This is a genomic window from Flavobacterium poyangense (genome assembly GCF_011751075.1).
GTDB lineage: Bacteria > Bacteroidota > Bacteroidia > Flavobacteriales > Flavobacteriaceae > Flavobacterium > Flavobacterium poyangense.
The window spans coordinates 36,672-52,985 of the sequence record NZ_JAALLN010000008.1; the positions used below are offsets into that span (position 1 = coordinate 36,672).

Below are 16,314 nucleotides of genomic sequence, written 5' to 3' on the forward strand. Positions count from 1 at the left end.
ATTTAATTTTGAAATAATGGATGAATGGCTTCTGATACCTTTTCTCTTTTCTCTAATTTTTCAGAGATTTCCGGTAACCAATACCTCTTCTTTACAAATGGATAGGTTGGTAAACTTATTCGTTTGGGTTGTGCGTTGTTGGCATATAATTTTTCCCATGAAATGGTTTCTCCTTCAATCCATAGCTTTGCCAGTTCATCCAGATCTTTATTGTTTAAAGCCTTTTTATACAAAATGTCTGTATTGTTTGCTTTATTTAACTCATAGCTTTTTAAAGTTTTCTGATATCCTGAAAATTGATCTTGCCTATAGTTTTGAAGTTCCTTTTTGAGTTCTTTTATTGATGTAACTTCTATGCTTAATCTACTTTCCAGAGCTACTCTACCTACTTGCAATGTATAAGCCAGGTCAATCAAAGAAACAGCCTCTTGTTCTTCCAGAAATTTTAGTAGTTCTGCCGCTTTTTGCTTTAATCGTTCTGTATCTTTAGCTGATAAAATAATGAGTACGGACTCTGTTTCCTGTTGCTCTCTTTCCTCATTTCTAAGGTGTTCTTCGAGTATCACATGTGCATTGCTGCCTCCTGCTCCAAAACTGCTTAAACCTGCTCTTCTTTTCTCTGAATCTGTGGTTGTCCAATCTGTTAATTCTTGCTGAATCTCAAATGGACTGTCACCAAATTGAATATTCTTATTCAGGATATTACTATGAATGGAAGGGGCAATTTGTTTGTGCTTCAATTGAAGTAAAATTTTAGTTAGTCCAGAAATTCCGGCTGCCGACTCGCAATGCCCAATATTCGATTTTACAGATCCTATTTTGTAACTGGTTTTAGAATCCATATTTAAAGCTTGAGATAATCCTGCTATTTCTATCGGATCTCCCAAACTTGTACCGGTACCATGCGCTTCTATATACTGCAGCGAATGGGGTTCTATTCCTGCTTTTTGAATTGCTTTTTGAATAACTTTGGCTTGTGCATTAGGATTAGGCACATGAAAACCATTCGATCTTCCGCCATGATTAATTTCTGTAGATCGGATAACTCCATAAATCTGGTCGTTGTCTTTTATGGCCTCTGATAACGGTTTTAAAAGTACAGCTCCAACACCTTCTCCCGGTACATATCCGTCTGCTCCTTCACCAAAAGCAGCACATTTACCCTGGCTGGACACAAATCCGGCACTACTAAGAGAGAGGTATTTGTACGGATGTAAATTAAGATTAACGCCACCCGCAATAGCAGTTGTACATTCGCCTTTTCTGATGCTCTCACAAGCTAAATGTATAGCTGTAAGAGAAGAAGAACACATTGTATCAATAGCCATACTTGGCCCTTCAAAATTCATAACGTACGAAACCCTATTGGCAATACTGCTATGAATTCCTTTTGGCGTTGTAAATTGGCCTTCGTGCATGGCATCTATACCAAACATGGCATACTCACTATACATTACCCCCACAAAAACACCTACTTTCTGATTCAGATTTTCGGGTGTGTATCCCGCATCTTCTACTGTATCCCAGGCCGTTTGCAAAAACAAACGTTCCTGAGGATCCATAAGCTCCGCTTCTTTGGGTGATATACTAAAAAATATAGGGTCAAATTTATCTACATCTTCTACAAAACCACCCCATTTACTATAGGTTTTACCTTCTTTCCCTTTTTCTTTATCAAAGAACAATTCGGTATTCCACCTGTTTTTTGGAATTTCTGTAATACTGTCCTTGCCTGTTCTTAAATTCTCCCAAAATTCTTCTAAAGTATTGGCTCCGGGATATTTTCCAGCCACACCAATAATGGCTACAGGCTCCTCAATAGGTCTGTAATCAGCTTCAATTTGTTTTTTAAATTCATTATGATTATACAAAAAATCGGTTTTATCTGCCGTAACCTCTTGTCTAACTTCTTGATTTCCTGCGACCTTTAACATCGAATCAGAATAATTTTTCATGAAGTATAGTACTAAATCGTCTAAAGTCGGATTCTCAAAAAACAGCGTATTTGGAATGTCGTCAAAATCTTCATTTAATTTATTCGTAAGTTTTACAATACGAATAGAATCCATTCCATACGTTTCAAATGGTGTTGTCAGACCAATTCTTTCCGGTTCTATTTGCAACTCTTCGCTGATCAGATTTCTGAAATATACCATACAGGCCTCTTTTGTAATACCGGAAGTATTCGCAGCTGTTGCTGTCTTTTTATATTCTTTCTTTTCTAAAAGTTTAGATGTTTTCTCATATACCACCATTATTTGCGAAGGTGCTTCTCTAAAAATATCAGATAATGCTTTGATTCCCTCCGCTGTAGGCAATGGCAGCATGGCCCAATAATGCTCTAAATACTTTCGACTTTCTTCATTTATTTGCAGCCCGCCTTCATGCCATAATCCCCAATTGACTGTAATGGACTTCCCGTAGCGCTTTCCTTCTTTTACCAATTGATTTCTATACCATGCATAGGCATCCATATAAGCATTGGCAGAAGCATAGTCTGCTAATCCAATATCGCCCATAATGGCCGAAATAGAAGATACATACATCATAAAATCCAATGGTAGCTGTTGCGTAACCTCATCTAAAATTCGGGTTGCCTCAATTTTTGGCGATAATACTTTATGTATTTCTTCGGAGGTCTTTTTTAGGATCTGACTTGCTGTTCCTATTCCCGCACTATGAATAATGCCGTTAATTTGTCCTTCTTCTCTAAGAATCTCATTAATCACAAGAGAAATAGCTTTTCTATCCGTAACATCACAACGGATGTATTTTGCATTGTTTAATGCATTAATATCTCTTTGCTTTTCGGCAGCTAATTCGCTTCTACCTATTAAAAAAAGTGTAGTATTTTTAAATTGATTCAAATAGTTTGCAAAAATCATCCCCAGCCCTCCGGCTCCTCCTGTAATGATATAAACACCATCAGGTTTAATTTCAATTGCATTTTGATCGGGTGTCTTATTATAAATTCCTATTTCCCGAACTTCGCGATTGCTGTTTAGATACCGAACTTCATTTTCCTCTGTATTTTTCTCTTTGCTTATAATCTTGCACAACAGGTCTATATTGTCTAACGAGATTTGATCTACAGCAATAGTTTTTCCTGAAATTACAGGATTCTCTTTGTTTACCGATTTCAATATTCCGGAAACAAAACTATAGGACAGGGCATCTTCTTCTTCAAATACAATTAAAAAATGTGTTTCCTCTTTACTGATTAATTTCTGTTTTACGCGCTTTAAGATCGTATTAAAGAATTCTTCTTCGTTCTGGCTTTGTATACTTGTTACCTGAATTTCTAACTCATCTGTTAATCGTTCAGCTACTTCTGATGTCGAACCGGCCAAAATAACTTCATAGTTTCTATTAGAATTTATTGCTACATTCTCTGTAATTGATTTCGATTTCCAGTCATAAGAATATAATTGTGTATAGGCAGCTGTTCTATTCGATACAGCCTGTTCCTGGTTGGTAAAGGGTAGTGTTACAAAGTCAATAAAACTCATTATCACCTCTCCGCTAACATCTATTAATTTTACATCATAGTGTATTGGCGTATTTTTCTCTTCCTCTCGCTCTCTTACCGTTACATAAGACCAAAATTCCGAAGGCAGTTCTTTATAAATATTTACCTCTTTAACGCTAAATGGGATTGATAATGGTAATTGCTTTGTATCTCCTTTCAGGTGAATTCCTAAACAGGTTTGTAAGGCACTATCCATTGCCTGAACAGTCCAATAATTATCGGAAAGGTCTTGATTTATACTAATTTTTGCTAAAGCTTCGCTTCCGGAATATCGGATATACTCTATTCTCTGAAAACTTGTTCCATAGTGAAATCCCAGCTCTTTGAATAATTTATAATAATCCTCTTTATAAAGAACAGCTGGCAATCGGTTACTAATTAATTCCGTATCCAATTTCTCTATTTGGGTTACAAATGAAGTACTGATCTTACCTTGGTTAAAAATGACATGATCTTCTATTTCATCTTTAACTGTAAAAACAATTTCTTCATTTAACTTTTGCAATTCTGTAACTACCGATCTGGAATGTCCGTTAACATGCAGAGGCGACATCCAAAACACATCTCTCAATTGCGCTATTTTTTTGTCAATGTACCATTCCCCTGAAACTCTTGCCATCTCTAGATAAGCTACACCAGGCAAGATTTTTTCTGTGTACAGTACATGCTCTGACAGAAATTGTTCACTACCCGAATAAGTACTTATAAATCGGGAGCTGTCTAGTGTATTAAATTGTTCGTGTACTAACGGATGTGCTTTTTTTACTGCTGTTACCGCAACCGTATCTTTTGGCTTAAACCAGCAATACTCTTTGGCAAACGGATAGTTAGGTAAACCAATAATATTAGGTGTTTTTTCGTATAATTGATTCCAGTCAACACGTTCTCCCTGAGTCCATAAAGCAGCTAAATTGATATGATCGTTTTGTGCTAAAGCGTCCTCAACCACATTGCTTATTTTTTTATAGACCAACAATTTATTGGTCGCTATTTCGCCAATTATTGCAGTTGTGGGCTCTTCCAGATATTGTTTTAGTTTTACAATCAATTGCCCGATACTTGTAACTACAAAAGCTACTCTGCTCTCCATTGCTTCTCTGCCTGTTTGCAATGTATAGGCGATATCAGTAATCGTTAGAGTCTCTTTGTTTTCTTCCAGATAGTTGCCTATTTTTTTGACATGCTCTTTTAATCGAACTGTATCTTTAGCCGATATCGGAATGATAACAGGACCTTGAAAATCTATAGAATCCTGAGAATCCTTCTCATATTCTTCAATCACAAGATGCACATTGGTACCGCCTGCTCCAAAACTGCTTATTCCGGCTATTCGTGGCCTGCCATCTGAAGTAGTCCAATCTTCTAGCTCCTGCTGTACTTGAAACGGACTATTTTCAAAATCGATATTTACATTTAATTTCTTCGAATGCAATGACGGAACAAGTTGCTTATTCTTAAGCTGCAAAAGCACTTTGGTAACCCCGGATATCCCTGCTGCTGCCTCACTGTGTCCTATATTCGATTTTACGGAACCAATTTTACAAAATTGATTTCCGGCCCCCGCAAATGCTTTTTTAAGTCCGGCAATCTCAATAGGATCTCCCAATTTGGTTCCTGTACCATGTGCTTCAATATAACTGTAGGCTTCAGCTGAAACTCCTGCCTTTTCCATTGCTTGCGAAATTACCGCTGCCTGAGCATTAGGGTTAGGCACAGTATAGCCGTTTACTTTCCCACCGTGGTTAATAGCACCGCCTTTGATAACCCCATAAATTTGATCCCCGTCTTCTTTGGCTTTTGCCAATGATTTCAACAGGATGGCACCAACTCCTTCTGACGGAACATAGCCGTCTCCTCCTTCTCCAAAAGTTTCACATTTCCCTTTATCCGAAACCAGATGCAAATCACTTAACATCAAATACTTACCCGGATGCATACTTAAATTAACACCTCCCGCTATAGCTGCTTCACAGTTCCCTAAATGTATGTTTTCGCAAGCCATCTGAATTGCAATCAGCGACGAAGAACACATAGTTGCTACTGCCATACTCGGCCCATGAAGATCTAAAAAGTAAGAAACTCTATTGGCTATACTGCTGGCATTTCCGGTTGGCGCAATAAAATTGCCTTTTAATCTTTCTTCTACTCCGAACAATTGATATTCTTCATACATCACTCCAACAAAAACACCTACGTTACCGCCTGTGGCTGTAGCTGATTTTTTCCCTATATTTTGTAGTTTCTCTTTGGTATATCCGGCGTCTTCAATGGCATGCCAGGCGGTTTGTAAAAACAACCGCTCTTGTGGATCCATCATGGAAGCTTCACGTGGCGAAATATTAAAAAATAAAGGATCAAACTTATCTATATCCTCAATAAAACCTCCCCACTTGCTATAACTTGTTCCTTTTTTTCCTTTTTGTTCGTTATAAAACTCACGAATATTCCATCGTTGTTCCGGTATTTCTGTGATACTGTCTGTACCTGCTTTGAGATTTTCCCAGAACTCCGCAATATTATTTGCTCCGGGATAGATTCCACTCAATCCGATTATAGCAATATCTTCGCTTTTTATTTCTTGCTTTTTTACAACCGGGACTAATTTAGGTTGCATAAAGCGCTTGTATTCCTTTGCTTCGATTATAGAAAACTCTTCCTTGCTACTTACTTTATTAACCGAAAGTACAGGAGCCTCTTTGGTGGTTTTTAATGTTTGTAAAGTATCGGAATGCTCTTTTACAAAATAAGAGACAAGCTGATCTATTGTTTGATACTCAAACAGCAAGGACACCGAAACGTTATCAAAAATATCTCCCAATCTATTTGTTAGCTTTACCACTAACATAGAATCGATTCCATATTCTTCAAAAGGCAATCCGGTCTGGATATGTTCTTCTTTTAATTTTAGTTCCTTCTTAAATATTTCAACTATTTTCTCATAAGCAATTGCCTCTAAACCTTCATTAGATTGCTCTGAAATAACGTTTTTATCTGTAATTACTACATCATTAGCTTTGGCTTCGAAAGTTTTGTCCAGTTTATTTTTAAGGCCATAAACTATAATAAGTTGTTCATTTGCCAGCTGTAATGCCTTATCTAAAGCTTTTGCTCCTTCTTCTTCCGGTAAAGGAAACATTCCCCATTGTTTAGATAAAAACTCTATACTCTCTGCATTTGCCTGCATTCCTCCGGTTTCCCATAATCCCCAGTTGACAGCAATCGTAACTCCTTTGCGTTTGCCCTCTTTAACTAAGTGATTGCGTTTTTTGGCAAAATGATCCATATAGGCATTTGCTGCCGCATAATCTGATAATCCTATATCACCTAATACTGAAGAGATAGAGGAGCAATACATGATAAAATCCAGGGTTTGATTTTGTAATGCTTTGTCTAAATTTTTTACTCCTGCCATTTTTGGCAACAATACCTTATGAACTTCTGCTTCTGTTTTCTCCGCAATCGTACTGGCTGTACCTATACCTGCACAATGAATAATACCATCTATTTTTCTATAATCTGTAAAAATAGTTTGTAATAGTCCTTCTACTTCTTCGTACCTCGTAACATCACACGCATAATACTGAGCGTTTGGTAAGCTTTCTATAAATTTCTGAATAGAATCGTTTTTAGCGCTTCTTCCTGTAAGTATAAGTTGCGTTCCTTTGGTTTTGGCAATATGCGTTGCAAAAGTGCTTCCAATTCCGCCTACACCTCCGGTGATCAAATAAACACCTCCTTCTTTAATCTTAAGATCAGAAATCTGATTTTGAGATACTGAAATAGCTTTCTTTACTTCTCTTGTTTCGTTTAAATAACGCACTTCTGCGTGTTCATCCGTATTTTCGTCTTTTAGGATTTTTGCTAATTCATTTCCTGACTTAGCATTCAGCGATTCAATTGAAACCAGTTTAGTTTTAATTCTTGGATTTTCTTTTGAAGCCGATTTCAACATTCCTATAATAAATCCATACTTATCATAGTCTTCATCAGTTATAACTACCGAAAAATGTCCTCTTTTCTTTTGCGACATTCTATTTTTGAGAAGCTCGAGTATTTTCAAAAAATAAGTTTCTTCTGTTTTTTCCTCTATACTATATACTGTTCCTTCAAATACCTGACTAAATTGTTGCGTCAGGTTTTGAGTCGCGCCGACTAAAACCACATCGTTATAATCTGTAATATGGGCATACGTCTTTTCTAATTCAATTGCTTCCCATTGATACTTATAAATTTCTGTTGCTAACGATTCTTTACCGGACTTCTGATTTAAAAATGCTCCCTCGTATGGTAAAATGACAAAATCTTTGAAACGCACTACAACATCTCCTTTGTCGTTTAGTAAATCCATATCGCATTGAGGTATTGTCGCATTTGGATTAGCATTTGGACTAAACCTTGCATACGACCATACCGGAAATGTAATCTCTTTATAAACTGTTACTTTCCCAACACTAAACGGTATAGACAATGGCATTTTGTTGCCATCTTTTAGTAATAACCAGGCTAAACATGCTTGCAGCGTACTGTCTAATACTCCGGGATCCAGGATCATGTCTCTGTGCTGAGGTAATTCGATTTTGGCCAAGGCTTCTGTATCATTATAATACAGTTCTTGTATCCCTTGAAAACGTTCTCCATATCCAAATCCAAGAGTACTAAACATTTTATAACATTCCGGTCTCGAAGCGGTCTGGTTGGTGCGGGATCTAATAACTCCCAAATTATAAGGCTCAGGTACCTCTTGAACAATTGCAGTTACAATTCCCTGACCATGAATATATTCTTCTTCCTGTTCTTTAGAGTATACCTGATATCTAATTTGCTCACCGGAAGATTCCAGTCTTATGCCCACTTTTTTAGGTTGTTCTAATACTTTGATAGGATGCAACCAGGTTACCTCTTTAAATTGTGTTACTTTTTGATGTATACTTCTTTCTACGGCTTCTCTTGCCATTTCCAGATAGGCTACTCCGGCAATTACTTTTTCATTTTGAACAAGGTGATCTTCTAAGAACCATTCTGTTCCCGTAAAAACACTCGCAAACTTCTGAGTTTCAAAATCGGATTCGTTTGTGTGAAGTAATGGATGCAGTTTAGAAATCGATTCTTGTTTTACTGTCGTATTTATGGTTTGCACCCAATATCTTTCCTTAGCAAAAGGATAGGTAGGCAAACTTACTTTTTGTAACAACTTACTACCTGAATTTAGTAACTCCCATTTTATTTCAACTCCTTTTGCCCACAGTTGCGCAATAGAAGCTAATTCTTTTTCCTGAATGGCTTCTTTAATATAGGCTGCTCCGGCCTTACCTCTTAAGAGAAAATCAGTGTTTTCGTCTTTTATATTGGCCGTAAAAACTTCTTCTGCAAAACGAACATCATTTTTAATAAAGTCTTCTAATTTTTGTGCCAACTCTTCTTTAGAACTGGCCACTATTGCCAATCGTTCCGACATAGCTTCTCTGCCAATTTGCAATGTATAAGCAATATTTTGAAGGGTTTCCGGAGTTTTTTCTATGTAATTTACTAATCGACTGGCATAGGCTTTTAATCGATTTTTGTTTTTAGCAGACAAAACTATTATAACCGGTTCTGTATTGAATTCACTCGTGATCTCAGCTTTTGGATATTCCTGTATCAGGATATGTGCATTGCTTCCTCCTGCACCAAAACTGCTAATACCCGCCGTTAACAATTCTTCGTTTTGAGACGACCAAGGCTCTAGTTCTTGTTGCACTAAAAAAGCAGTTTGATCAAACTGTATATTAGGGTTTAGCACAGCAGAATGAATAGATGGAACTAACTGTTTGTGCTTCAATTGCAACAACACTTTAGTAATTCCGGAAATACCGGCTGCCGATTCACAATGTCCAATATTTGATTTTACAGAACCTATACGACATTTGTTAGCAGTTGTTCTCGCCAATGCATTTTTTAGCCCGACAATCTCTATAGGATCACCTAAACTAGTTCCTGTACCATGTGCTTCAATATAGGAAATAGAATCAGCGTTAATATTTGCTTTTTCAATAGCTTCACTAATTACTGCTGTTTGCGCCTTAGGGTTCGGAACCGTATATCCTGTTGTTTTTCCTCCATGATTTAATGCAGATCCTTTAATTACGCCATAAATATGATCTCCATCTTTTTCGGCTTGCTCGAGAGATTTTAACAAAATAGCACCAACGCCCTCTCCCGGAACATACCCATCACCTCCTTCTCCAAAACTCTCGCATCTTCCTTTACTGCTTGCAAAACCACCATCGCTAAGCATCAGATATTTATTAGGATGTACACTCAGGTTTACTCCTCCTGCAATAGCCGCATGGATTTCTCCTTCCTGTATGGCTTTGCATGCTAAATGAATAGCAGTACTTGACGAAGAGCACATCGTATCTAAAGCCAAACTAGGCCCATGAATATCAAAAACGTACGAAATTCTATTGGCAATACTACTTGCACTGCCTCTAAGTGTTGTTGAGTTTCCTTTTAGTGTTTCTTCTACTCCGTATAGCTGATACTCCTGGTACATAACCCCAACATATACTCCTACTTTTCCATCCGGTTTTCCTGTAAAAGGGTTTCTTTTTAAAGTTTCTTGGGTATATCCTGCATCTTCTACAGCTTCCCAGGCTATTTGCAAAAACAGACGCTCTTGCGGATCTATTTTCTCTGCCTCTAAAGGTGTGATATTAAAAAATAACGGATCAAACTTATCCATATCATTTACAAAACCTCCCCACTTGCTGTAACTGTATCCTGATTTTCCTTTTGCTGCATCAAAAAATCCGTCAATATCCCATCTGTCTCCGGGGATCTCAGTAATGCAATCTTTTCCGATCTTAAGATTTTCCCAGAATTCTTCTATAGTATCTGCTTGTGGATATCTACCGCTCAATCCTACTATCGCCACATCGTTATTCTTTTTTGAATAATCTTGTTTTGTTTCTGAAAGCGAAACAAACTTCTGAGGTATACCCTTTTTAAAAGTTGGCTTTATTTCTGGTGCAATATTAATTTGCTCTTTTATAGCAATAGACTCTTTTCTATTGTTGCCAATTGCATTTAATTCACTAGAATACTCCTCAATAAAAAACACAACCAATTCTTCGATAGTCAAGAATTCAAAAAACAAAGTCTTCGGAATGTCCGGAAAAGTTTCTTCTAAACGATTGGTAAGGCTCGTCATCATGATAGAATCTAATCCATACTTCTCGAAAGTATCTGTAATTTTGAATTTACTTTCCGGAAATCGAAGTTCTTCGGCAAAAACTGTAATCAGATAGCGATAAGCAATCTCTTTTAATTTTTCTTCTGTTAAGTCTCCGGTTTCACTTCCGTTTTTTTCATCTTTACTGCTTTCCGGTGTTTCTTTTAAATCCGATAAAAGTGTTTCCGGTAAGGGCGCTCTTCCATAATGCAAGACTGCTGACTCTATGGTTCCGCTTATTAATTTTTCTAACCAATAAATACCTTCCTTTTTAGGTAAAGGAACTATATTCAGTTTCTTTTCGAGTAATTCCCTATTCTTTACATTTAGTTGCATTCCGCTACTGTCCCATAATGGCCATGCTATGCTAATTGTTTTACCAAAAGCTCTTTGTTGTGCTACTTCTTTATTTCTAAATTTTGAAAAATCTCTCAAATACTCATTTGCTGCCGCATAATCGCCTTGTCCTGAATTTCCTAAAACTGCAGCTAATGAAGAAAATAGTATCACAAAATCTAAAGGAATATGCTGTGTAGCTTCATGAAGATTACGTATTCCTTTGGTTTTTACTTCTAAAACCTGCAAGGCTTCATCACTGGTCTTTTGCTGGATAAAATTATCGTTAATACTACCTGCTGCATGGATAATTCCATTGAGTTTGCCGTACTGGTTTTGGACCTCATCAATTAATTGTTGAGTAGCTAACTTATTCGTAATGTCACAACGATAGTAAGTAAGATTCTTAAATGCTTTTACATATTCCTGATTGGCTGAATCTAAAAGCGATCTTCCGCTGGCAATAATTTTAATATCGGTATAAGTTTCAAAAAGATACTCTAACAGTATTTTTCCAACACCACCCATACCGCCTGTAATGATATATACTCCACCGTCAATGAAAGTAGCACTATCATTTGATTCAATTAGTGGTTGCGCTACCGGAACGATTATTTTGACTTCTCTTTTTAAATCGTGGTATCGAACTAGTGTTTCCTTTTCATTTAATTCATCCGTAATAATTTTCGACAGCTGTTTTGCATCGTTTATCTTATCTAAATCAATACCTACACATTTCCATAAAACTTTAGGGTTTTCGATCGCTGCAGTTCTTAATAATCCAGATAAAAACTGTACCTCATGTTCCTTCTTATAATCGTAAACAATTACAAGACGTACCGGAGTCCTGGAAGTCATTACTTGCTTAACTTTATCAAAAACAGCAGAGAATAACTCCCTTTCTTCAATTTCACTAATTCTTGTTATACTTCCTTCTAATTCAACTTTAGGAAAATCACCAACAACAATAAACTCGTTAAATACAGCAGAAACATCAAATATGTTAGTTGTATTTAGTTTAGGCTGCCATACCGATTCATATAAATAAGTTTGTGCAATATCTCGTATACCTCCTAAAACCGGCATCATTTTATATCCTGATAGCACAATAAGCACTTTTCCTGTTGCACTTAACAGTTCTACTTCAAAAGTTTTCTTTTCTTTCTGATCAGAATAATAGGCATAGCAATATTTAATTTCCTCTTCTAAATTGTAACACGAAATATTTTCTATAGCATAAGGCAAAGCCAAATCTTCCGAATTTTGCAACCATAATAATGCGACTGTTTGAAGTGCATTGTCTAATATTTCGACCGGAAGCTTAAATTTACTTTTACTAAAAACTGAAATACTTGCCAGTACCTCTTCTTCCAGAACCGCTACAGCATTTATGAGTTGTAAACTATTTCCATAATTAATTCCTTTCTCACTAAAAATCTGATAGCACTGATCAGCTGAATACGATTTAATACTTTGTTCTTCAATAGAAGCTATATCTCTATAAAAAGATTCTGTTACTTCCTTACTTTCTCCTATACCGGCTTGAAAATGAGTTGTAACTTTATTCTCTTTTATACTTTTTATCTCGACAAAAACGCCCTCAGTATTCATATAAACTTCCGTTTCAATTACTGCTGACTCTTTGGATATCTCTATCGGTTGCAACCATTTTATGTCTGAAAAATGATGCCCTAAATCTAATCCGCTTTGTTGTACCGCTTCCCTTGCCATTTCTATATACGCAACTCCCGGAAGTATCTTTTTTCCTTGTACGATATGATCTGATATAATGGTTTCTTCAGCAGTTAAAAGAGATGAAAATTTTTGTGATTCAAAATTTGATCTATTTTCATGTACTAACGGATGTAATCTTTTGATATCAGAGAATAGAATCTCGGTTTTAGGAGTGATCCAATATGATTCTTTTGCAAAAATATAGGTTGGTAAATGAATCTTTTTAGGCTGATAAACAGTGTACAAACGCAACCAATTTATAGCATTTCCTTGTTCCCAGTATTTTGCTATTGTTTCATACTGTTTTGCATAAATTGCTTGCTGAATTTCGGATTCATTAACTATATTTTCCTTTAAATAAACACCGGCAGATTCCTCCTGAGCAAATTGTTGCAATTGAACCACCAATTCATCTATCTGACTCACAACAAAAGCTTTACGGCATTCCATTACTTTTCTGCCAACCTGTAAGGTATATGCAATATCAGTAAGATTTAGGTTCTTTTCTTTTTCAATAAAATAAGCAAGTTGTGCTGCTTTAACCTTTAGTCTTTCTTCATTTAATGCAGATAAAACCAGTATCATTGGTTCATCACTTACTTCTGAAATGCTGTTTTTTTGTATATACTCTTCCAGAACCACAAATGCATTGGTACCGCTAATTCCGAAGCTGCTTACCGAAGCTCGTTTTGGGGTTTCACTGTTCCAGGAAGTTAATTTTTCCTGAATGACGAAAGGGCTGTCTTTTAATTGAATATGCTGATTGAGCTTTTCATAATTAATAGAGGGTGGCAATTGCTTGTTTTTCATAGCCAGCAGTACTTTCATAATACCTGCCATTCCTGCTGCTCTGAGCGTATGCCCGACATTTGTTTTGACACTCCCAATTCCGCAATAATTTACTTTCGAAGTATGTTCTTTAAAGGACGCTTTAAGCGCTTGCAACTCTATAGGGTCTCCCAATTTGGTTCCGGTACCATGCGCTTCCACGTAGGTAATAGTCTCCGGATTAATATTGTATTTAGTAAAAACTTCTTTCTGAATGTCTTGTTGCGATAATACACTCGGTGCTGTAATTCCGTTGGTTGCCCCATCCTGATTGGTCAGAATTCCTTGCACAACGGCATAAATAGGATCACCATCTCTTATGGCATCGTCTAAGCGTTTCATCACAATTACGCCCACGCCTTCTCCGGGTACAAAACCATTTGCTCTTTCATCAAAAGTATAACACTGCCCATCAGGAGATAACATTCCGGCCATACTGCTAAGTTTGTAAAACTCCGGTGTTACCGATAATGAAATACCTCCGGTTATAATAAGATCAGTTTCTTTTGTCAATAAACTTTTGCATCCCATATCCATTGCGACCAATGAACTTGAACATGCAGTGTCTATTGCTACAGCGGCTCCCTTCAGATTAAGAAAATACGAAATACGCGCCGCTAATATAGAACCGGAAATACCCCAGAATGCAGAAGCTTCGTTGGCCTCTTCTAAGTAAGTTTTATAATAATCTCCGTCTGTAGCACCAACATATACGCCACACTTAGAATCTTGTAAAATAGTGGGGTCAATGGCTGCATCTTCCAACGCTTTCCAACAATGTTGCAGAAATATACGTTGTTGCGGATCCATATTTTCCGCTTCTTTACCAGATATCTTAAAAAATTCAGGATCAAACTTATCTATGTCTCTTAAAAAACTACCCCATTTGCTGTAGGTTTTCTGTCTGGCTTTTGGGTTTTCATCAAAATGCAATGCAATATCCCATCTGTCATTCGGAACTTCCTCTACAAGACTTTCTCCGTTTTTTAATACTTCCCAAAACTCCTCAAGACTGTTTGCTTTACCAAACTGTCCGCTCATTCCTATGATAGCAATTTTATCATTCTCTTGCGTATTGTCAATTTTCCGGAAGTCCGGTTCTTCAACCACTTTTTCGGTAATCGCTTCGACTACTTCATATGCCTGATCGGCTATTTTCTCTTTTGCATGAAGTAAGTCCGGATATATGTCTGCTATATGTTGAGCCAATAGCGGAATCGTCGGATAATTAAATATAGCGGTAACATCTAGTGTTATCTCCAGAGCCTTATTAATATTTTTAATAAGTGTGAGTCCCAAAATCGAATCAAAACCATAGTCTGAAAATGGTTTTTCTTTCTTAAAAGCCGTTAACGGAAGTTTGATCGTACCGGCAGCAATAGCAATTAATTCTTCTTGAAAATCATTCAGGTCTATTGCCCCTTTTAAAGATCCCGCTACAGGTTCTTTTACTGTTTTTTCCGCTGGTATTTTAGCAGGTTCAACTACTACTTGTGTATCGATCAATACTCTGCCATTACTTCTGGCTGTTATAATTTGTTGTGGAATATCTTCTTGTTTAGGATATACATCACAATCTGCAAAACCAACTTCCGATAATACTTGTTTCCATTTATCAAAAGTTAATGCCGGACTGCCTGAAATCCTCAATTCCTTATCTTCATGGTTCCACCAATCAGAAAGTAAGCCGAATGTTAATGTTGTAAACATTTCCAAAGCACTCAGTTCATTAATAATCAGAATCCCGTCCTTTTTCAGAATTGGTTTTATATTCTTAAGTGTATCCGCAATATTAGCCGTAGCATGAATGACATTGGCCCCTATCACAATATCATAACTCCCCATTTTTATATCCTGCATCGATGCCGACTGGGTAATATCAAATCTTTTCGTTTCAAAAAAAGGCAATGTCTCCTGAAATCTTTCTGATGCTGCGATCAAAAAACTTTGAGATACATCTGTGAAGGTATAAGTAATCTGATTTGCATATTTTTTTAGTTCTTCTACAACTCGCACCGTTGTACCTCCCGTTCCGCCTCCTATTTCTAAAATATTTATTTTTTGATCACTTCCTTCATGGTTCCTGATGGTGTTTTCCAGAATTGAAGCTACTATTGAATTGAAATAATCCGATCTGTAATCTCCATTATAAATAGCACTAACCAAACCGGAATTTCCTTCCGGAAACAACACATCGGTTCCCTTTGTCTTTCCTTTTAAAATTTCTTCAAAAGACGAAATCGTTTGGTTTAATAATTCATAATAACTTTGATATGGATTTACTTCTCTTTTTGCTTTTATCGCTTGATTTTTTAGCGAAAAGAGAACTGCTTTTTCTTCAATATTTTCTGGTACAACTATACTTTGATTGCCAATTTGAATGAAAGACATTCTCTCTAACTCTTCGATAATAGTCTGAAATAAAGCATCATACTGAGGCAAAATATTTAATTCTTTGCGCCATTCTTTTATGGTAGTTGAATGCAAGGATTTAATCCCCATTTTAAGTAATACTTGTAATATGGCCAGACCACAATTTCCCTTAAACTCTTCCTCTGTAAGTGCATTCTTTTTATATCGTGTTATAGCAGGAACCCGAAGAGTCAAAAATGTGCTTTCCTGCACCAAAGTCGCTTTTTTATTTTTGTTAATCTTAATCATAATCGTTTCTTTCAAT

At 36.6% G+C, this 16,314-nt stretch carries 1 protein-coding gene; it reads right to left on the minus strand.

Going from position 1 to position 16,314, the window contains the following annotated elements:
• Positions 1-2 precede the first annotated feature (2 nt).
• Positions 3-16,298: an SDR family NAD(P)-dependent oxidoreductase gene (locus G3A47_RS13895; RefSeq protein ID WP_166923292.1), complete on the minus strand. Its 16,296-nt coding sequence runs from the start codon at positions 16,296-16,298 to the stop codon at positions 3-5.
• Positions 16,299-16,314 lie beyond the last annotated feature (16 nt).